The following is a 19610-nucleotide window of genomic DNA, read 5'->3' on the forward strand; positions in this document are numbered from 1 at the left end:
GCCTGCGGCTACCCAGCTCAGCTATTCAGCGCAGGCCAGGGACAAGTCAGCCCGTCCGGCGTTTGAGGACGAGGCCGTTCAGGCCGATACGGGGGTCTGGGGGCGCAGCCCCCAGTTTCGGGAAGGGGCGGGGCTGGGGAAAGAAGCCCGCCGCAGGCGCCCCCGTCACACCTCGCCCGGCACCACCAGCCCCGACTCATACGCCACCATCACCAGCTGCGCCCGATCCCGCGCCCCCAACTTCCCCATGATCCGGCTGACATGAGTCTTCGCCGTGAGCGGACTCAACCCCAACGCCTCAGCGATCTCGGTGTTGTTGAGCCCGCGCGCGACCAGGGTCAGAACCTGGCGTTCCCGCTCGGAGAGCTCCTCGGGACCACCCGTCGCGGGAGCCACGGCATGCGGCGCCCGCAGGAAACGGGCGATCAGCCGCGAGGTCGGCCCGGGCGACAGAAGCGACTCGCCCGCGGCCACCGTACGGATGGCGTCGAGGAGTTCAGCGGGCTTGGTGTCCTTCACGAGGAAGCCGGACGCGCCGGCCCGCAGCGCCTCGACGATGTGCTCGTCGGTGTCGTACGTCGTCAGGACGAGGACCCTCACCCCGGCGAGATCCTCGTCGGCGGCGATGAGCCGGGTCGCCTCGATGCCGTCGAGGTCGGGCATGCGGATGTCCATCACGACGAGGTCAGCCCGCTGCGAACGGGCCAGCTCCACGGCCTGACGCCCGGTGCCCGCCTCGGCGACGACCTCCATGTCCCCGGCCGACTTGACGAGCATCGCGAAGGCGGACCGTACAAGGGTCTGATCGTCAGCGAGCAGAACACGAATCACGGTCATCAGGCCTCTTCTCGATGCACGGATGGCGCGGACAACTCAGGTGACGGGGGCGGCACGGACAGTACAGACAGCTCAGGCAGTACCGCACTCACCTCGAACCCCCCACCGACCCCCGGCCCGGCGTCCAGTGTGCCGCCCACACTCCGGGCCCGCTCCCGCATCCCGACGAGCCCGAACCCGGGGGTGCCCCCGGCGGTCGGCCCGGTGCCGTCGTCGGTGACCGAGACGTGCAGGGCGCCGTCCTTCTCGTACACGTTCACCTGGATCGAAAGCCCCGGTCCCCCGTGCCGTACCGAGTTGGTCAGCGCCTCCTGCACGATGCGGTACGCGGCGGCGCCCACGGCGGGCGGCGCGTGGTCGGCCCGTACGGTCAGATCGACCCGTGCCCCGGCGGTGCGGGCGGTCTCCGCCAGGTGGGCGATGCCGTCGAGGCCGGGCAGCGGTCCGCGGCCGTCGCCGTGCTCGGCGGCGCGCAGCACCTCGAGGGTGGTGCGGAGTTCGCCGCGGGCGGTACGGCAGGTGTCGGAGATGTCGTCGAGCGCCTTCGCGACGGCCTCGTGGTCGAGGCGGTCGGGGTCGGCGGCCAGGACGTGGGCGGCGACGGACGTCTGCACGCCGATGAGCGTGATGCTGTGGGCGAGCAGGTCGTGCAGGTCCCGGGCGATCCGGAGGCGCTCCTCGGCGACGCGGCGGCGGGCCTCTTCCTCGCGGGTGCGTTCGGCGCGTTCGGCGCGTTCGACGATGGCGGCGACGTACTGGCGGTAGTAGCGGACGTCGATGCCGCAGAAGAGGACCGCGACGATCCAGCCGGAGATCCGCAGGAGCTCCACCGCCCCGTCGGGGTTGGTGAGGGCGTTGATGATCAGCGTCACGCCGATGACCGTGGTGCCGGTGAGCAGCGTACGGCGCACCGTGCCGGTCGCCGCGATCGTGTATAGCACCACCATGGTCGCCGGAATGGGCGCGGTGTGGTTGTTGTCGAGGGCGTGGTACGGAGCGACGCAGGCCAGCGCCACGAGCAGCACCGGCACGGGGTGGCGGCGCCGCCACACGAGCGGCACATGCGCGGCGAGCAGCAGGCTCCAGCCGAGCGCGTCGGGCCGCAGCCCGTCGTTGACGAGCAGGGCGAGGGCCGTCGCGACGACGGCGAGCGCCCCGGCCAGCAGCGCGTCGTTGCGCATGCCGTGCGGGGCGGTGCGGGGGTCGCGGTTGATCGCCGCCATGACCCGCTCGCCGAGGTGGGGCGGTGCCGTTGTGGTGGTTGCCTGCACAGGGTCATCTTCCGTGAGGAGGGCGCCCCTCCGGGAGGGAGGGGCGCCTGTTCGGATCAGTGGGCTGAGGCGGTCACCGGCTCGGGTTCCTTCGGCGGCATTGGCGGTTCGGGCTCGCGGGACAGGCGGCCCGGCCACCACACCTTGCGGCGCAGCGCGACGCTCGCGCTGGTGACCAGGTAGGTGCGGACGAGGAAGGTGTCGAGCAGGACGCCCACCGCGATGACGAAACCCAGCTCGACGAGTTGGACGAGCGGCATGTTGGTGAGCACCGCGAAGGTGGCCGCGAGGACCAGTCCCGCCGAGGCGATGACCCCGCCCGTCGTCCGCAGCGCGGTCAGGGCGGCCGCCACGGGCTCGGCGCCCTTCAGCGCCTCCTCCCGCATCCGGTGCATCAGGAAGATGCCGTAGTCGACGCCGAGGGCGACGAGGAACACGAAGGACAGCAGCCCGAGTCCGGGGTCGGTGCCCTCGAAGCCGAACACCGGCCCGAAGACCAGCCCGCCGATGCCGAGCGCCGCGCCCCACACCGCGACCACGGCGGCCACCAGCAGCAGCGGCGCGACGATGCTGCGCAGCAGGGCGACGAGGATCAGCAGGACCGACAGCAGCACGAGCGGTACGACGATCAGCTGGTCGCGGGCGTTGGTGTCCTCCAGGTCGATCTGTTCGGCGCTCACTCCGCCGACGTAGGAGCCGTCGAGCCGGTCGCGCAGATCCTCGATGGTGCGGGTCTCGCCCGGGGACTGCGGCGGGGCGGCGGCGAGTACGGAGATCTCGGTCCAGCCGTCGCCGCTGCGACCGCGTTCGGCGCTCTCCACGCCGCCCGTGTCGCGGATGTCGGCCAGGGCGGCGTCGGCGCGGTCGGTGGGCGCGATGACGCTGATGGGCTGCGTGCCCTGCTCGGGGTAGGCCTTGGCCAGGGTCTCCATGGCGGCCACAGCTTCGGGCTTGCTGGTGAAGGAGTCCTCCTGCTTGATGGTGCCGGGCAGGTTCAGCGTGCCCAGCGCGAGCGCCCCGAGCAGGACGGCGCCACCGGCGAGCACGGTCAGCGGGCGTCGCCCGGCGGAGCTGCCCATCGCGGAGAACAGCGACCGGCGGACCTTGGGTGTACTGCCGTAGCGCGGCACCAGCGGCCAGAACACCCGCCGGCCCAGCAGCACCAGCAGCGCGGGCAGCAGGGTCAGCATGGCCACCAGCGCGCACAGCACGCCGAGGGTGCCGAGCGGGCCCATGCCCCGGCTGGAGTTGAGGTCGGCGGCGAGCAGGCACAGCAGTCCGGCGGCGACGGTGCCCGAGGAGGCGAGCACGGCGGGCCCGCAGCCGCGCAGGGCGGTGACCATGGCGTCGTACGGCCGCTCGATGCGCCGCAGTTCCTCCCGGTACCGGGAGACGAGCAGCAACGCGTAGTCGGTCCCCGCGCCGATCACGAGGATCGTCATGATGCCGGAACTCTGGCCGGACACGGACGTCCCGAACCACTGGTTGAGCCCGTAGGCGAGGCCCATCGACAGATAGTCGGCCATACCGGCGACGAAGAGCGGCAGCAGCCACAGGAACGGGCTGCGGTAGATGAGGATCAGCAGCAGCGCGACGACCGCGAGGGCGGTGTAGAGCAGCGGTCCGTCGAGCGAGTCGTAGACCTCGGAGGCGTCCGTGTCGAGCGCCTCCGGACCGCCGACGTCGACGCTCAGCCCGTCGCCGCCCTGCGCGATGTCCCGTACGTCGATGACCAGCTCCTCCCGGGCCTTCTCGTCCATGCCGGGCTCGGTGCTGGCCACCGGGTAGATCAGGGTGGTGCCGTCCCGGGACGGCACTCCGGCCGGTTCGCCGGTCAGGGTGTGCGCGTCGGCGATCCGGTCGATCTGGCCGGCGGCGGTGGCCTTGTCGGCGGCGGTCAGTCCGCCGTCGCGGTGGTAGACGACGACCATTTCGGTGGCCTCACCACCGGGCAGCCGCTCCTCGATCTTGGCGGCCTGGGTGGAGTCGGCACTGGCCGGCAGATAGTCGACGGCACGGTCACGCTGGACGTCGCCGAGTTTCGAGGCGAACGGCGAGGCGATCGCCAGCACGGCGATCCACAGCCCGAGCACCAGCCAGGGCACGGCACGTCGCCGCCATACGGATGTCCTTGCGGCCCCCATGACGGGCCTCCCTCCGGTCGGGGTGTCTGGGTCGTTCTCCAGACTCCCGGCGGAAGGGGGGTGATTCGTCGCGCGTCAGGGCGACTTCGGGGGTACTGCCGGGGGTGACTCAGGGGGCGGATTACTCCCCGGGGAGTACCGCGGACGCGGCAGTCACGACGGCGTACGCACCATCTGGCTTAGGTCACGACGGCGTACGCGCCGCAGCCAGCAGCCGCGTCACATCGTCCGCGCAGATCGTCAGCGCCGCGCCCACCGTCGCGAGGGCATCGCGTTCGGCGGGGGTGTACGGGCCGTCGGCGAGGGCGATTCGAGCGCCCTGGAGGAGGATCGACTCGCGGCCGGTGGGGGCGAGGTGCGGGGCCAGCGGGTCCAGTGCCTCGTGGAGCTCTATGGCCAGGCCCGGTCCGCAGGGTCCGGCGTGGACGCGGCCGGTGTCGGCGGCGAGGGCTTCGACGAGCGCGGCGAGCTGGTCCTCGGTGCAGTCTTCGAAGCCGGCCGCGCGTACGGCGTCGGCGGCCGTCTCCAGGGACGTACGGGAGCAGGTGCCGCCCGCGGCCAGGATCGCGAGCGCGACGGTGTGGACGGCGTCGCGCAGCATCGCGGAGAAGCGGGTGGTGGTGGGGTGGTCGAGGACGTCCGCGCCGAAGTGGTCGTGGCAGGCGGCGCACTCCACGACGGGCCCGGTGGCGCCGCGCGGCAGGACCGGCATGCCGAGCAGGGTGAAGCGGCGGCGGCCCGCGAGGCGCTGGTAGTTGCGGTCGCCTCCGCAGCCGGGGCAGAAGAACTCGCCGTCGCCGACGGCGGCCCACGCGGTACGGGTCCCCAGGACGCGGGAAACGCCGAGCGCGCGAGCGCGGACAAACCGGCCGTTTCGTCCCCATCCTGGCAGCACGTCGCACCTCCCTGACCTCGCGGCACCATCGCCGCGCTGGCGTGATGTTAGCCACATCGTCGACTCGGAGTCAGTACCCCGTACGAGGTCACTGTGCGACATGGCCGGTTATCGCGCGGCGGCCCCGCCCGCCGAAGTGGCGGACGGGGCCGGAGAAAGGCAGGTGAACGGGCTTATCGGGCCGCGCGGTTGACCGCGGAGACGACCGCCTTCAGCGAGGCGCGTGTCGTATTCGCGTCGACGCCGATCCCCCACAGCACCTTGTCGCCGATCGCGACCTCGATGTACGAGGCGGCCTGCGCGGAGGCGCCCTCGCTCATCGTGTGCTCCTGGTAGTCCAGCAGGCGTGCGTCGACGCCGACGCCCTGCAGTGCGTGGAAGAACGCGGAGATCGGGCCGTTCCCCGTACCCACCAGGGTGGTCTCGACGCCGTCCACCTCGGCCTCGACGGTCAGTGTGTCCACGCCGTCCTTGTCGGTGGTGGACTGGCCGTTCTTCAGCTGGATACGGCCCCAGGCGTTCTCGGCGTTGGGCAGGTACTCGTCCCGGAAGATCTCCCCGATGGCCTTCGGCGTGACCTCGCCGCCCTCGGCGTCCGTCTTCGCCTGGATGATCTTCGAGAACTCGATCTGCATCCGGCGCGGCAGGTCCAGCTTGTGGTCGTTCTTCAGGACGTACGCGATACCGCCCTTGCCGGACTGCGAGTTGACGCGGATGACCGCCTCGTACGAGCGGCCGACGTCCTTCGGGTCGATCGGCAGGTACGGGACCGCCCACTCGATGTCGTCGACCGTCTTGCCCTGCTCCTTCGCGGACGCCTCCATGGCGTCGAAGCCCTTCTTGATGGCGTCCTGGTGGGAGCCGGAGAAGGAGGTGTAGACGAGGTCGCCGACGTACGGGTGGCGGGCGTGGACCTCCATCTGGTTGCAGTACTCGGCGGTGCGCCGGACCTCGTCGATGTTGGAGAAATCGATCTGCGGGTCGACGCCCTGCGAGAACAGGTTCATGCCCAGTGTGACCAGGTCGACGTTGCCGGTGCGCTCGCCCTGCCCGAACAGGCAGCCCTCGATGCGGTCGGCGCCGGCCATCAGCGCCAGCTCGGCCGCCGCGACCGCCGTACCGCGGTCGTTGTGCGGGTGCACGGACAGGCAGACGTACTCGCGCCGCGACAGGTTGCGGCTCATCCACTCGAAGCGGTCCGCGTGCGTGGAGGGGGTCGAACGCTCCACGGTGGCGGGCAGGTTGAGGATGATCTCGCGGTCCGGGCCGGGCTGCCAGACGTCCATGACGGCCTCGCAGACCTCCAGGGCGAAGTCCAGCTCGGTGTCGGTGAAGATCTCGGGGCTGTACTGGTAGCCGAAGGTGGTCCGCTCGTCCAGCAGCTTCTCGGCGTACTCCATCACCAGCCGCGTACCGTCGACCGCGATCTGCTTGATCTGGTCCTTCGAGCCGCGGAAGACGACCCGGCGGAACACGGGCGCCGTGGCGTTGTAGAGGTGCACGGTGGCGCGCTTCGCGCCGACCAGGGACTCGACGGTCCGCTCGATCAGGTCCTCGCGGGCCTGGGTCAGTACGGAGATCGTGACGTCATCGGGGATCGCGCCCTCTTCCTCGATGATCGAGCGTACGAAGTCGAAGTCGGTCTGCCCGGAGGCGGGGAAGCCGACCTCGATCTCCTTGTAGCCCATCCTCACCAGCAGATCGAACATCTCGCGCTTGCGGGCGGGCGACATGGGGTCGATCAGGGCCTGGTTGCCGTCGCGCAGGTCCGTGGAGAGCCAGCGGGGGGCGACGGTGATCCGGTTGTCCGGCCACGTGCGGTCGGGGATGTCGACCTGGTCGTACGGGCGGTACTTGTGGATCGGCATGGACGTGGGCTGCTGGCGGTTCGCCATGATGCGTGGGCTCCTCGTGGTGTCCGGAAGGACGGCCGACGGCGCAACGCCAGACTCCGCGGGGAGGGGGTCGGCCTCGACTACAGGCCCTCGCCGCGGCAGCTAAGGAGAAGCAGCCCGAAACGCATGATGCGAGGAATGCTAGCGGAGGCCGACTCCGAGCGAGGGTTCGTATCAGTATGCGGGACCGGAAGACGTACCACACAAAAGGTGCACAAGGTCACAGAGTCCCGCTGAAGCGCGCCCCTTTTAGGGGCGCGGGGAACTGCGCGACCAGCCACAACGGACCCACACCCGTAACACAACACCCGACCCCCACGGCGCCAAATCCCCACATTTCATCAATCATGGTTGCGCCTGGTGACACCAAAAACACTCAGTGCAAAGGTGCGGTCATGACCGCGAACCGTGGCTTCGAGCCCACCTTCTGCACCATCGTGCCGCCCCACGTCCTCGACACCCTCGCCCGGTCCGATGACCCCGCCCTCGCGGGCCCCGCCCGCCGCACCTTGGAGCGCGACGCCCTGGAGCGCACCCACCGCCGCCTGACCACGGTCATCGGCGCACCCACCCTCGCCCCGCCGGAGGCCCTCGCCGACCAGCCGAACCGCACGATCCACGACGCCAGGCACAAGCAGGACCTGCCCGGCAAAAAGGTGCGTGGCGAGGGCGACAAGCCCGGCAAGGACGCCACGGTCAACCGCGCGTACGCCGGCCTCGGCGCGACCTTCGACCTGTTCCTGAAGGCGTACGAGCGCAACTCGATCAACGGCGAGGGCCTGCCGCTCAACGCGACCGTGCACTTCGGCGAGGACTACAACAACGCCTTCTGGAACGGCGAACAGATGGTCTTCGGCGACGGTGACGGCGAGATCTTCCTCGACTTCACGATCCCCGTCGACGTCATCGGCCATGAACTCGCCCACGGCGTCACGCAGTACACCGCGAACCTCACCTACTTCGGCCAGCCGGGCGCCCTGAACGAGTCGATGTCGGACGTGTTCGGCGCGCTGATCAAGCAGTACACGCTCGGCCAGAGTGCCGCCGACGCCGACTGGCTGATCGGCGCGGGCCTGCTCGCGCCGCGCGTCACCGGCAAGGCGCTGCGCTCCATGAAGGAGCCGGGCACGGCGTACGACGACGACGTCCTCGGCAAGGACCCGCAGCCCGCGACGATGGACGACTACGTGCAGACGGGCCGCGACAACGGCGGCGTCCACATCAACTCCGGCATCCCCAACCACGCCTTCTACCTCACCGCGACCGCCCTCGGCGGCAACGCCTGGGAGCGTGCGGGGCAGATCTGGTACGACGTACTGACCGGCGGCGAGCTGGACTCCGAGGCGAACTTCTCCGACTTCGCGAACCTGACCCTGGCGCAGGCCCGTGCCACGTACGGCGAGGGTGAGGAACTCCAGGCCGTCACGAAGGCGTGGGAGCAGGTCGGGGTGCTCACGGCCTGAGCGCGGGACACGGGGCGCGGACCCGGAGTGGCCGGGCGGGCGCTTTCGTACTAGACAGGAAGCATGCGTATCCAGGTGAAGCGCACAGGCGGATTCGCGGGCATCGACCGTCACGCCTCGGTGGAGACGGCGGGGCGGGCCGATGCCCAGGAGTGGCACGACTTGGCGAAGCAGGCCGTCGCCGCCGGCCGTCAGACACCCCCGATCGGGGTTCCGGACGGCTTCAGTTATCAGATCACCGTCGACGGAAAGACGGTGTACTGCTCGGATCCCCGCTTGACGGAGGAGCAACGGAAGCTGATTTCATGGGTGTTGAAGGAGGGCGCGTAACGGGCAGTTCACGCCGGACTGTTGACTTCTGTTACCGCCGGTAAGGATGATCCGGTGCATGGCGAGTGATGCGCGCGGCGCGACCAACCCCGTCCCCCAGTTCCCGGATGGCTTCCTCTGGGGCGTATCCACCTCTGCCCACCAGATCGAGGGTGCCGCGGACAAGCGCGAGCCCTCCGTGTGGGACGCCTTCACGGAAGAGCCGGGGCGGATCAAGGACGGCTCGACGGCCGCGGTGGCCTGCGACCACTACCACCGCTACCCCGAGGACGTCGCACTCCTGCACGACCTGGGCGTGGGCGCGTACCGCTTCTCGATCTCCTGGCCCCGTGTGCTCTCCCCCGGCGGCCTCGATTTCTACGACCGGCTGGTGGACGAGCTGGTGGCGGCGGGCATACGACCCGTTCCGACGCTCTTCCACTGGGATCTGCCGCTCGCCGTGGACAAGGAAGGCGGCTGGCTGAACCGGGACACCGCCGAGCGTTTCGCCGAGTACGCCGCCGTCGTCGCCGAACGCCTCGGTGACCGGATCACCAAGTGGATCACCCTCAACGAGCCCGCCGAACACACCCTGCTGGGCCACGCCCTCGGCACCCACGCACCCGGCAAGCAACTGATGTTCGACGCCCTCCCCGCCGCCCACCACCAGCTGTTGGCCCATGGCCTGGCCGTACGGGCCCTGCGCGCGGCCGGAGTCACGGACATCGGGATCGCCAACTCGCACGGCCCGACGTGGCCCGCGTCCGACGAGGCAGCCGATGTGGAGGCCGCCGGTTTCTACGACCTGCTCCTCAACCGGCTGTTCGCCGACCCTGTCCTGCTGGGCCAGTACCCGGAAGGACTGGGCGAGTTGATGCCCGGGGACGTCGACGCCGACCTGAAGGTGATCGCCGAGCCGCTGGACTGGTACGGCATCAACTACTACGCACCGACCAGGGTGGGTGCACCTCAGGGCGCCGACATCCAGTTCGGCGGCTTCACGCTTCCGGCCGAACTGCCCTTCTCCGTAAGGGAGATCGAGGGGTATCCGGTCACCGACTTCGGCTGGCCCGTGGCCCCGGAAGGGCTGACGGAGCTGCTGACCAGCTTCCGTGACCGCTACGGCGACCGCCTCCCGCCCATCGTCATCACCGAGAACGGCTGCTCGTACGAGGGGATCGACGACCAGGAGCGGATCGCGTTCCTGGACGGCCATCTCCGGGCGCTGCACCGGGCGTTGGAGGCGGGCGTCGACGTACGCGGGTACTTCGTGTGGTCGCTGCTGGACAACTTCGAGTGGGCGGAAGGCTACGCACGCCGGTTCGGGCTGGTGCACGTGGACTTCGACACGCTGGAGCGGACACCGAAGGCGTCGTACGGGTGGCTGCGGGACGTACTGCGCACACAGCCCTGAGACAGAGCCCGTTTTCGGGCAATCGTCGACTTCCTTCGGCCACTTCCTCCAACCCTCGGAAGAATCACTTCCGCATCTCTTGCCAACACGCGCCACTCAGGCCTCAATAGACCTCGGCTCTTTCCGACGGACCGTCAGATCTGACACCCGCGCAGCATTTCGCGCCCCACCCGTGGGCGGTCCGTCAACCGTTCCCACATGGCAACTCCCCACCAAGGAAAGGGAATTCATGAGACGCAAGCGGATCGGAATCGGAGCGGCCGTCGCGGCCGGCACCCTCGCAATGACCGGCTTCGTCCTGGCCCCCAGCGCCGCCGCGGTGGTCCCGCAGTCGGCGACCATCAACGCGGAATGCAGCCTCCTCGGCGGCGGCGAGGCCACCCTCACCGCCACGCAGGACGGCACCTCCGCCACCATCACCGTCAGCTCCACCGAGATCACCTCGCCGATCGCCCTCGGCGAGGACTCCATCCAGGCCTCGCTCACCCTGGTGAAGGCGAGCGGCGGCACCACCACGTTCACCGGCACCGAGAACCCCGCGATAGCCGCCGGTGAGGGGGTCACCGTCGGGCCCCTGACCGGCACGGTCGCCGCCGGGGACAGCCTTGAGACGTTCGGCGGCTCCCTGGACCTGACGGTCATCGGGATCGGCATCACGTGCACCGCCCAGGCACCGCAGTCGCCCGGCCCGTTCGTGTTCGAGTAAACCCAAGCCCCACAGCAAGTTACGTACGCCCCGCACAACTCCGTACGTGGTGATCGGTGCCGTCCGCGCGCAGACGGCACCGATCAGCCGGCGAGATGCCGATGACGCGGCGCCTCAGAGCGCATCCGGGCCGCGCTCCCCCGTCCGTACCCGCACCACCGTCTCCACCGGCAGCATCCACACCTTGCCGTCGCCGATCTTCCCCGTCCGCGCTGCCTGGACGATCGCATCGGTGACGGCGTCGGCGTCCGCGTCGTCGACGACGACCTCGATACGGACCTTGGGGACGAGGTCGACCTGGTACTCGGCCCCTCGGTACACCTCGGTGTGCCCGCGCTGACGCCCGTAGCCGCTGGCCTCCGTGACGGTCAGGCCCTGGACGCCGAGCTCCTGGAGCGCGGTCTTGACCTCGTCGAGGCGGTACGGCTTGATGATCGCGATGATGAGCTTCATGAACCCGTGATCGTAAGAGGGCGCGGCGTGCACCGTAAGGCCCGTGAGGGTTCGGACGCGAAGGTCCGGGCATGCGAACGTGAGCACGTGCGGCGGGACTCCGATGATCAGGGACAATGGGCGGCATGAGCGTTCGTACCCAGTCACCCGAGCCGCCGGAATCCTCCGGGGCCACCCATCGCGCGGGCTTCGCCTGCTTCGTGGGCCGCCCGAACGCGGGCAAGTCCACCCTCACGAACGCTCTGGTCGGCCAGAAGGTGGCGATCACCGCCAACCAGCCGCAGACCACGCGGCACACGGTACGGGGCATCGTGCACCGGCCGGACGCGCAGCTGATCCTGGTGGACACCCCAGGGCTGCACAAGCCGCGCACCCTGCTCGGTGAGCGGCTCAACGACATCGTCCGCACCACCTGGGCCGAGGTCGACGTGATCGGCTTCTGTCTGCCGGCGAACGAGAAGCTGGGGCCGGGCGACCGTTTCATCGCCAAGGAACTGGCGTCGATCAAGAAGACGCCGAAGATCGCGATCGTCACGAAGACCGACCTGGTGGACGGGAAGACCCTCGCCGAGCAACTCATCGCCATCGACCTGCTCGGCAAGGAACTCGGCTTCGAGTGGGCGGAGATCGTGCCGGTGTCGGCGGTCGCGGACAAGCAGGTGGATCTGCTCGCCGATCTGATCGTGCCTCTGCTGCCGGAGGGGCCCGCCCTGTATCCGGAGGGCGACCTCACGGACGAGCCCGAGCAGGTCATGGTGGCCGAGCTGATCCGCGAGGCCGCCCTGGAGGGCGTACGCGACGAGCTGCCCCACTCCATCGCGGTCGTGGTCGAGGAGATGCTGCCCCGCGAGGACCGGCCCGCCGACCGTCCCCTCCTCGACATCCACGCCTTCGTCTACATCGAGCGCCCCAGCCAGAAGGGCATCATCATCGGCCCCAAGGGCAAGCGCCTGAAGGAAGTCGGCATCAAGTCGCGCAAGCAGATCGAGGCGCTGCTGGGTACGCCGGTCTTCCTCGACCTCCATGTGAAGGTCGCGAAGGACTGGCAGCGGGATCCTCGGCAGTTGCGGAAGCTGGGGTTCTGAGGGCGGAGCCCTTGGCCTCGGGAAGGGGCGGGCTTGGGGGAGGAAAACCCCTCACCCAGCCGTCGCCGACACCCGCACCGCCCCGTCCACCCCCGCCAGCAACACCGGCGTAGAGGCCCCGCCAAGGTCCCGCACAGCCGCAAGGTCGCCGTCCGCCAAGGACTCCGCCTCGCTCACCACCGCCGCCGCCTCCAGCGACTTCGCCCCCGACGCCACGGCCATGGCGACCGCAGTCTGCAGGGCACTGAGCCGCAGGGAGTCCAGGGCAACGGTTCCGGCGACGTACGTACGGCCGGTCTCGTCCCGTACGGCCGCCCCCTCGGGCACACCGTTGCGCGCCCGCGCGGAACGGGCCAGGGTGACGATCTTGCGGTCCTCGGGATCAAGGGTGTCGGTCATGCCCTGAGCATACGAAGAGCCGGCAGGACAAGAACGCGCACCTACCCCGCCACGGGATGCACAGCCCTTGCCCACCTCGCCCACGCCTCGCCGGACGGCCCGTGCCGGAGGACCACCTCTTCGAGGCGCGGCAAGGCCCGTTGCCCCGCCAACGCGAGCGCTATGGCCACGACGACGCCACCCCAGGCGACCGGGCCCAGAGGTGTGCAGCCGAAGAACTGGCTGGGGCCCGGCGTCTGGATCAGGGCGACGAGAGCGGCGGCGGAGCCGAGGGCCGTGACGCGGACCAGAGGACTGTCGCGGCGGTCGGCCAGGGTCTGGGCGAGCTGCGTACCGACCACGCCGCACAGAGCCATCGTCGTGGAGCGGCGGGCCGTACCGGGGGTGAAGCGGCCGGCCAGCCAGGCCGCCGTCGCGCCCACGCACGTGGTCAGGGCACGGTGGCGGATCTGGCGGATCAGCGGCGCGCCGAGAAGCGACGCACCGAGCGGCTCGCTGCCCGGACCGGCGCCGCCTTCCGCCTCCCCGGATGCCGTACGTTCCCCCTCGGCCGGTGTCGTGCCGTCGCCCTCCGCCGCGGAGGCCTCCTCCTGCGGCGTCACCGCCACCGCCATCGCCGGGAACAGGTCTGTGAACAGGTTCACCAGCAGCATCTGGCGGGTGGAGAGCGGGGCCGCGCCCGAGAGGAGGGTTCCGAGGACGCCGAAGCCGACCTCTCCCGCGTTGCCGCCGATCAGGATGGCGATGGCGTCGGCGACGCCGTGCCACAGCGCACGGCCTTCGGTGACCGCCTCGATGAGGACCGTGAGGTCGTCGTCGGTGAGGACGATGTCGGCCGCGTTGCGTGCGGCCGCCGAGCCACGGGCGCTGATGCCCACGCCGACGTCGGCGGCGCGGATGGCCGCGGCATCGTTGGCGCCGTCCCCGACCATCCCGACCACCCGGCCCGCGTCCCGCAACGCCTCGACGACCTGGAGCTTCTGCTCGGGTGCGACACGGGCCACCACACTCGCGTCGCGCAGCATCCGGGACCGTGCCGACCGGTCCGCGGCCGCCAGTTCGTCGCCCGTGACCACGGTCGTGTCGTCCGGCCAGCCCAGGTCGGCGGCGATCGCCCGGGCGGTCTGCGGGTGGTCGCCGGTCAGCATGACGGGTCGTACGCCCGCCTGCCGCAGACCGTGTACGAGGGCGGTGGACGTGTCGCGCGCCACGTCCGCCAGCGCGAGCAGGCCGGTGAACTCCAGCTCGGCAAGGGGCTCTTCGAGTACGTCCGTCGCCTCCTCGTCCTCCGCCAGCGGGCGCCCGGCCACCGCGAGGACCCGCAGTCCGTCGCGGGCCAGCGACTGCGCCGCCTCGGACGCATGGCCGGGGAGGTCGCGGCACGCGGGCAGGACGGTCTCCGGGGCGCCCTTGACCACGAGCACCGGTGAGCCGTCCGCGGCCCGGCCGACGGCGGCGGCGTACCCGCGGGCGGCCTCGAACGGGCGGCCCTCGGTCTGCGTCCACTCCGGATCGGGACCGGCCGCGTCCAGGACCGCCTCGTCGGTGGCGTGCGCCGGCCGGGTGGAGTCGCCGTTCAGGCGCGGGCAGGCACGCGCCGCGTCGCGCAATGTGTGCCCGGACTCCGCCTCGTCCAGGGTGTGGGACATGCCGTCGGCGTCGGTCACCCGCACCAGCCGCAGCCGGTTCTCGGTCAGGGTGCCCGTCTTGTCGAAACAGATCGTGTCCATGCGGCCCAGCGCCTCCAGCGTGCGCGGGGTGCGGACGAGGACGCCGCGGCGGCTCAGCCGCCGGGCCGCCGCGAGTTGCGCCACCGTGGCCACCAGCGGCAGGCCTTCGGGGACCGCTGCCACGGCGACCGCCACACCGCCGCTCACCGCCTGGCGTATCGGCGTGCCGCGCAGCAGCGAAAGACCCGTCACCGCCGCCCCGCCCGCCAGCGTCAACGGCAGCGCCTTGCGGGTGAGTTCCTGCAGCCTGGCCTGCACGCCGCCGGACGGCGGGGTACGAGCGGCGAGGGAGACCGCACGGGCCGCCTCGGTACGGTCGCCGGTGTCCACCACGACGGCCTGGGCATGTCCGGCCACCACGGTCGTGCCCTCGAACACCATGCAAACGCGGTCGGGCACAGGAGCTCGCGGAGTCGGGTCCGTCTGCTTGTCCGCAGGCAGGGACTCGCCGGTCAGCGCGGACTCGTCCACCTCCAGGCCGTCCTCCCACAGGAGGCGGGCGTCGGCGGGCACGACATCGTCCGCCTGGAGCTCGATCACATCGCCGGGGACGAGCTTGGCGGCGTCGACGATGTGTGCCTCGGCGGATGTGGCAGGTGCTTCGGCGAACGGGCCGCCCTCCGTCCGGTCCGTCACGCGTGCCTTCTGTTTCTGCCCCGCGAGCAGCCCGGACAGCGCCCGCTCGGCTCGCAGCCGCTGTACGCCTCCGACCAGCGCGTTCAGGTCGAGCGCGCCCACGACCAGCAGGGCGTCCACGACGGAGCCGAGGATGGCCGAGGCGGCCGAACCGACCGCCAGCACCGGGGTGAGCGGATCGTCCAGTTCACCGCGCACGGCCCGGGCGAGCCGTAGCGACCACCGCGCCGGGGCCAGGACGGGATGACGGCCGACGGTGGCCACCGCCTCACGCACCTGGGCGGTCGCCTGCTCGACGGCACTCGGCTCGGAGTGCGGCTCACGCTCCAGCCGGGACAGGACATCCGACGGTTCCAGCGCATGCCAGGCCACCCGCGGACGGGGGTGCGGGGCCCGGGTCACCGCGACGCCGAGCGCCGCTCGCGCCCCGGACAGCAGCGCCACCGCCGCCGCGGCGTCGACCGGTGCATGCCGCAAGCCGGGCAACAACGGCGAGCGGCGTCCCCGCCCGGACTCGCCGACGGCCACCAGCAGGCCCGACAGCGCGGCGCCCGACCGGGCCAGCGTCTGCGACCTGTGGCCGGTCACGCGGGCAGCCCGCACGGCGGTCAGCAGCCGCCACACATCGGCCAGACCGTGCAGGGCCACGACGTCCGCTCCCCACACGACTGTGCCCTCCTGGTCCGCGAGAGCGACGGCCACGTCACCGCCGAGCAGCCCGGACAGTACGTCGCTGTCGTCGGCCGACAGCAACCGGGCGACCGTGACGACGGTGCCGTCCCCCTCCCGCAGCCCGCTCACCACCTCGCTCAACGGGCGGTCACCGCCCACGACTTGGTCGGCGAGACTCGTGAACTCACTCAGCGCGGAATCCGCCGGATCGTCCACCACCACGACACGCAGCCCGGCGCGCCGAGCCGCGTCCAGTACGGTCTCGGCCCACGGATCCGCCCCCGCGCCCAGAGTACGCAGCGCGCTCGGATGCAGGACGACCGTGTCGGCCATCTCCAGCTGCCGCAGCCGCTCCGGGTCGCGCACCAGCACGCCAGTGCGGGACAGCGCGCCGCTCAGCACGGCGTGGAAAGCAGCAGGCCCGTAGCGCGCGGCCTTCGGCGAGCCCGCGAGGACCGCTTCCGCCGCCTCCGCACCGTCGTGCTTGACCAGCAGCGTCGCCGCGGCGCCCGCCACACTGCCGGCGGAGGCATGGGCGGCGTACTCCTGAGCCGGGGAGGTCCGCAGCGGTGGGCGTGGGATATGGTCCGCCGCCGCGCTGACCCGCTCCGGCGTGCACACCTGGTCGTGGACCGCGTCGAAGGCGGCCAGGCGCGCCACCGTTTCCGCCAGCTGGCAGGCGCGCAGCGCCCCGTCGAGCAGCAGGGAGGTCGGCGACTGGCCCGCGCCATGGGCGGCCGCGTTCGCCGCGGCCAGCACCAGGTCCATCCGGGAGCGGCCGAGCCGGGCGCGCAGCAGGCCACGGAAGCGCGGGTTCTCGCGCAGCAGTGTCACCACCGCGGTCACCAGCCGGGGCGAGGGCGGCAGGCGCAGGGCGCTCGCGATCAGCGCGGCTCCGGTACCCACGGCGTCGATGGCGACCGCCGCCGCGGCGGCCCGTACTCCGGACGGGTCGCCCGGATGCGTGAACTCCTCCACCGACTCGTCCGACGACGCGAGTCCGTGCCGGGCCGCGAGAGCGGTCGCCTTCTCCACCACCCGGTCGGTGAGCGCCTCCTCGGTGGCGACCACCACCAGCCGCGCCAGGCCACCGTCCCAGTACGCGAACGCCACGTCCGGCCGCTCCGCCAGCGCGGCGGCCACCCGTCGCGCCCGATGCTCCCTCCCGTCCTCCCCTCGCGCCCCTTCCGCCGCGGACGGCCTCAGCGCGAGGTGCGCCCGCGTGCCGGACCGCCAGTGGGGCGAACCGCCGGGCAACGCGTTACGGGCGACGCGCCCGACCCGCACCGCGGAATCCACGCCCCGTACGCCGGCCCGCGCCGTGCCCGCCACTGCTGCGGCAGCCGCGCCCACCACGGGCGCGACCCCCCGCGCGAGCAGCCGAGGCCCCGCCGACACGAAACCGCCGACCGAAGGAGTCGTCGTCAACAGCAGTCCCAGACCCATCGCACGGCTCCCCACCTCTCGTGACAGCGCTCTCGTGACAGCGCCGTTCGCGCCGTCCGAGTGCCCGCAACTCGGGTGGTCATCCAGGCGAGATCCTCAGGGACGGTCCAGGCGGAGCCGCTCGGCACGCGGCAGACCGGCCACCACCAGGTCGTACGAGTCCTCGATCAGCTCCCGTACGAGCCGGTCCGGGAGCTCCCCGTCCACCGTGACCGTGTTCCAGTGCCGCTTGTTCATGTGCCAGCCGGGGATGATCAGCCCGGGGTACTCGCCCCGCAGACGCACAGCGTCCTCCGGGGCGCACTTGAGGTTCACGGTGAGAGGGCGGGCGTCCAGGCTCGTCAGCGCGAACAGCTTGCCCAGCACCTTGAAGACGGACAACTCCGGGTTGAACGGGAAGTCCTCCACCGCCGCGTTGAAGGACAGGCAGAAGCTACGCAGTTCCTCAGGGGTCACTCCGGCTTCTTCTCCTCCTCCGGCGGCTCCGCCGGACCCATCGGCTCCACCAGCACGGTCACGATCTTGTTCCGGCGGCCCGCCGCGGTCTCCGCGGTGAGCCGCAGCCCGCGCTCGTCCGGCAGCGACACCACCGACGAGGCGCCCGCGATCGGCACCCGCCCCAGGGCCTTGGCGAGCAGCCCGCCCACCGTCTCCACGTCCTCGTCGTCGTACGCCTCGAAGCCGTACAGCTCACCGAGGTCGCCGATGTCCAGGCGTGCCGTCACGCGGTAGCGGTCGTCGCCGAGGTTCTCGACCGGCGGCAGTTCACGGTCGTACTCGTCCGTGATCTCGCCGACGATCTCCTCCAGGATGTCCTCGATGGTGACGATGCCGGCCGTGCCGCCGTACTCGTCGATGACGACGGCGACGTGGTTGCGGTGCTGCTGCATCTCGCGCAGCAGATCGCCCGCGTTCTTCGTGTCCGGTACGAAGGCCGCAGGGCGCATCGCCGTCGAGACGAGCTCGCTCTCCGCGTCCCGGCTGATGTGCGTCTTACGGGCCAGATCCTTCAGATACACGATCCCCACGACATCGTCCTCGCTCTCCCCGGTGACGGGGATACGCGAGAAACCCGACCGCAGCGCCAGCGTCAGCGCCTGCCGGATCGTCTTGTAACGCTCGATGACCACCAGGTCCGTACGCGGCACCATCACCTCCCGCACGAGCGTGTCGCCCAGTTCGAAGACCGAGTGCACCATCCGGCGCTCCTCGTCCTCGATCAGCGACTCCTTCTCCGCGAGGTCCACCATCGCGCGCAACTCGGCCTCGGAGGCGAACGGGCCACGGCGGAAGCCCTTGCCGGGCGTCAGCGCGTTGCCGATGAGGATCAGCAGGGGCGGGATCGGGCCCATGACGCGCGCCAGGGGCAGCAGGATGTACGCCGCCGCCGTCGCCGTGTTCAGCGGATGCTGGCGGCCGATCGTGCGCGGGGAGACACCGACCGCGACATACGAGACGAGGACCATCACCCCGATCGCGATCGACAGGGCCTCCCAGGTCTCGTCGAACTCCATCAGGCAGGCGTACGTGACGAGCGCCGCGGCGGCCATCTCGCAGGCGACGCGCACGAGCAGCGCGACGTTCAGATAGCGGGTCGGGTCCGCGGCGACCTGGGCCAGCCTGGCGCTGCCGCGGCGGCCGGAGCGTACGGCCTCCTCCGCGCGGAAGCTGGAGACGCGGGCGAGGCCCGCCTCCGCGCAGGCGGCGAGCCAGGCCACGACGACCAGCGCTGTCGCACCGAGAACGATCTGGGGGTTCATGACACGGTCGGGGCCGGGGACGGGCCGGTCAGGCCCTTCTCCGCGCGCCAGCCGTCCACGATGGCGGCCTGCAGACCGAACATCTCGGCCTTCTCGTTCGCCTGCTCATGGTCGTAACCGAGCAGATGCAGCACCCCATGCACCGTGAGGAGCTGAAGCTCCTCGTCCATGGAGTGCTGCGTCGCCGCCTCCTTGCCCTGCCGCTCGGCGACCTCGGGGCAGAGCACGATGTCACCGAGCAGCCCCTGCGGCGGCTCGTCGCCGTCCTTCGACGGCGGACGCAGCTCGTCCATCGGGAAGGACATCACGTCCGTCGGTCCCGGCAGCTCCATCCACTGGATATGGAGCTGCTCCATGGCATCGGCGTCCACGACGATCACCGAGAGCTCGGAGAGCGGGTGGATACGCATCCGCGCGAGCGCGTAACGGGCGATGTCGAGGATCGCCTGCTCGTCGACCTCGGTTCCGGACTCGTTGTTGACGTCGATCGACATG

The 19610-nt window shown here is 71.0% G+C and carries 16 protein-coding genes; 5 read left to right on the forward strand and 11 right to left on the reverse strand.

The window, feature by feature from the left end; all coding sequences use genetic code 11:
* Window positions 1–165: 165 nt before the first annotated feature.
* From IEZ21_RS00600 to leuA, 5 genes are all read right to left on the reverse strand, one after another.
* Window positions 166–837 (reverse strand): response regulator, encoded by a 672-nt coding sequence (locus IEZ21_RS00600; protein WP_189319931.1) that lies wholly within the window; start codon window positions 835–837, stop codon window positions 166–168.
* On the reverse strand, window positions 837–2060 hold the full coding sequence (locus IEZ21_RS00605; RefSeq protein ID WP_189320346.1) for a sensor histidine kinase: 1224 nt from the start codon (window positions 2058–2060) through the stop codon (window positions 837–839). Before IEZ21_RS00605 ends, IEZ21_RS00600 begins: the two co-directional genes overlap by 1 nt.
* Window positions 2061–2164: 104 nt before the next feature.
* Window positions 2165–4252: an MMPL family transporter gene (locus IEZ21_RS00610; RefSeq protein WP_189319932.1), complete on the reverse strand. Its 2088-nt coding sequence runs from the start codon at window positions 4250–4252 to the stop codon at window positions 2165–2167.
* 184 nt (window positions 4253–4436) lie between these two features.
* On the reverse strand, window positions 4437–5147 hold the full coding sequence (locus IEZ21_RS00615; RefSeq protein ID WP_189319933.1) for a TerB family tellurite resistance protein: 711 nt from the start codon (window positions 5145–5147) through the stop codon (window positions 4437–4439).
* 173 nt (window positions 5148–5320) lie between these two features.
* A complete protein-coding gene (gene leuA / locus IEZ21_RS00620) occupies window positions 5321–7042 on the reverse strand; it encodes a 2-isopropylmalate synthase (RefSeq protein ID WP_189319934.1) in 1722 nt (573 codons plus the stop codon).
* A 395-nt stretch (window positions 7043–7437) separates the two neighbouring features.
* Between leuA and IEZ21_RS00625 the strand changes: the two genes are divergently transcribed.
* From IEZ21_RS00625 to IEZ21_RS00640, 4 genes are all read left to right on the forward strand, one after another.
* A complete protein-coding gene (locus tag IEZ21_RS00625; protein ID WP_189319935.1) occupies window positions 7438–8505 on the forward strand; it encodes a M4 family metallopeptidase in 1068 nt (355 codons plus the stop codon).
* A 63-nt stretch (window positions 8506–8568) separates the two neighbouring features.
* Window positions 8569–8835, forward strand: a complete 267-nt coding sequence (locus IEZ21_RS00630; RefSeq protein WP_189319936.1) for a protealysin inhibitor emfourin — start codon at window positions 8569–8571, stop codon at window positions 8833–8835.
* 46 nt (window positions 8836–8881) lie between these two features.
* Window positions 8882–10228, forward strand: coding sequence for a GH1 family beta-glucosidase (locus IEZ21_RS00635; protein WP_189319937.1), 1347 nt, complete (start codon window positions 8882–8884; stop codon window positions 10226–10228).
* A 229-nt stretch (window positions 10229–10457) separates the two neighbouring features.
* Entirely contained in the window at window positions 10458–10934 is a 477-nt protein-coding gene (locus IEZ21_RS00640) for a hypothetical protein (protein WP_033320843.1), read from the forward strand.
* 114 nt (window positions 10935–11048) lie between these two features.
* Here IEZ21_RS00640 and IEZ21_RS00645 read toward each other — a convergent pair whose 3' ends face one another.
* Window positions 11049–11387 (reverse strand): P-II family nitrogen regulator, encoded by a 339-nt coding sequence (locus IEZ21_RS00645; RefSeq protein ID WP_033320931.1) that lies wholly within the window; start codon window positions 11385–11387, stop codon window positions 11049–11051.
* A 116-nt stretch (window positions 11388–11503) separates the two neighbouring features.
* Here IEZ21_RS00645 and era point away from each other — a divergent pair, with 116 nt between their 5' ends.
* Window positions 11504–12472 (forward strand): GTPase Era, encoded by a 969-nt coding sequence (era, locus tag IEZ21_RS00650; protein ID WP_189319938.1) that lies wholly within the window; start codon window positions 11504–11506, stop codon window positions 12470–12472.
* A 51-nt stretch (window positions 12473–12523) separates the two neighbouring features.
* Here the strand turns inward: era and IEZ21_RS00655 are convergent, their stop codons facing one another.
* From IEZ21_RS00655 to ybeY, 5 genes are all read right to left on the reverse strand, one after another.
* Window positions 12524–12871: a cytidine deaminase-like protein gene (locus IEZ21_RS00655; protein ID WP_033320842.1), complete on the reverse strand. Its 348-nt coding sequence runs from the start codon at window positions 12869–12871 to the stop codon at window positions 12524–12526.
* Between the two features lie 41 nt (window positions 12872–12912).
* Window positions 12913–17355 (reverse strand): cation-translocating P-type ATPase, encoded by a 4443-nt coding sequence (locus IEZ21_RS00660; protein WP_189319939.1) that lies wholly within the window; start codon window positions 17353–17355, stop codon window positions 12913–12915.
* 96 nt (window positions 17356–17451) lie between these two features.
* The gene (locus IEZ21_RS00665; protein WP_189319940.1) at window positions 17452–17811 is read right to left on the reverse strand and encodes an MmcQ/YjbR family DNA-binding protein; all 360 of its coding nucleotides are present in this window, start codon (window positions 17809–17811) and stop codon (window positions 17452–17454) included.
* Window positions 17808–19115, reverse strand: a complete 1308-nt coding sequence (locus IEZ21_RS00670; RefSeq protein WP_189319941.1) for a hemolysin family protein — start codon at window positions 19113–19115, stop codon at window positions 17808–17810. The genes IEZ21_RS00665 and IEZ21_RS00670 overlap by 4 nt, the downstream gene beginning before the upstream one ends.
* On the reverse strand, window positions 19112–19609 hold the full coding sequence (gene ybeY, locus IEZ21_RS00675; RefSeq protein WP_189319942.1) for an rRNA maturation RNase YbeY: 498 nt from the start codon (window positions 19607–19609) through the stop codon (window positions 19112–19114). Before ybeY ends, IEZ21_RS00670 begins: the two co-directional genes overlap by 4 nt.
* Window position 19610 lies beyond the last annotated feature (1 nt).

Source organism: Streptomyces flaveus (assembly GCF_014647675.1).
Lineage (GTDB): Bacteria > Actinomycetota > Actinomycetes > Streptomycetales > Streptomycetaceae > Streptomyces > Streptomyces flaveus.

Bases quoted from the DNA above. Each gene is read 5' to 3' on its own strand.
- IEZ21_RS00600 (WP_189319931.1), bottom strand. From the start codon at position 837: ATGACCGTGATTCGTGTTCTGCTCGCTGACGATCAGACCCTTGTACGG.
- IEZ21_RS00605 (WP_189320346.1), bottom strand. From the start codon at position 2,060: ATGGCGGCGATCAACCGCGACCCCCGCACCGCCCCGCACGGCATGCGC.
- IEZ21_RS00610 (WP_189319932.1), bottom strand. From the start codon at position 4,252: ATGGGGGCCGCAAGGACATCCGTATGGCGGCGACGTGCCGTGCCCTGG.
- leuA (WP_189319934.1), bottom strand. From the start codon at position 7,042: ATGGCGAACCGCCAGCAGCCCACGTCCATGCCGATCCACAAGTACCGC.
- IEZ21_RS00625 (WP_189319935.1), top strand. From the start codon at position 7,438: ATGACCGCGAACCGTGGCTTCGAGCCCACCTTCTGCACCATCGTGCCG.
- IEZ21_RS00630 (WP_189319936.1), top strand. From the start codon at position 8,569: ATGCGTATCCAGGTGAAGCGCACAGGCGGATTCGCGGGCATCGACCGT.
- IEZ21_RS00635 (WP_189319937.1), top strand. From the start codon at position 8,882: ATGATCCGGTGCATGGCGAGTGATGCGCGCGGCGCGACCAACCCCGTC.
- IEZ21_RS00640 (WP_033320843.1), top strand. From the start codon at position 10,458: ATGAGACGCAAGCGGATCGGAATCGGAGCGGCCGTCGCGGCCGGCACC.
- IEZ21_RS00645 (WP_033320931.1), bottom strand. From the start codon at position 11,387: ATGAAGCTCATCATCGCGATCATCAAGCCGTACCGCCTCGACGAGGTC.
- era (WP_189319938.1), top strand. From the start codon at position 11,504: ATGGGCGGCATGAGCGTTCGTACCCAGTCACCCGAGCCGCCGGAATCC.
- IEZ21_RS00655 (WP_033320842.1), bottom strand. From the start codon at position 12,871: ATGACCGACACCCTTGATCCCGAGGACCGCAAGATCGTCACCCTGGCC.
- IEZ21_RS00660 (WP_189319939.1), bottom strand. From the start codon at position 17,355: ATGGGTCTGGGACTGCTGTTGACGACGACTCCTTCGGTCGGCGGTTTC.
- IEZ21_RS00670 (WP_189319941.1), bottom strand. From the start codon at position 19,115: ATGAACCCCCAGATCGTTCTCGGTGCGACAGCGCTGGTCGTCGTGGCC.
- ybeY (WP_189319942.1), bottom strand. From the start codon at position 19,609: ATGTCGATCGACGTCAACAACGAGTCCGGAACCGAGGTCGACGAGCAG.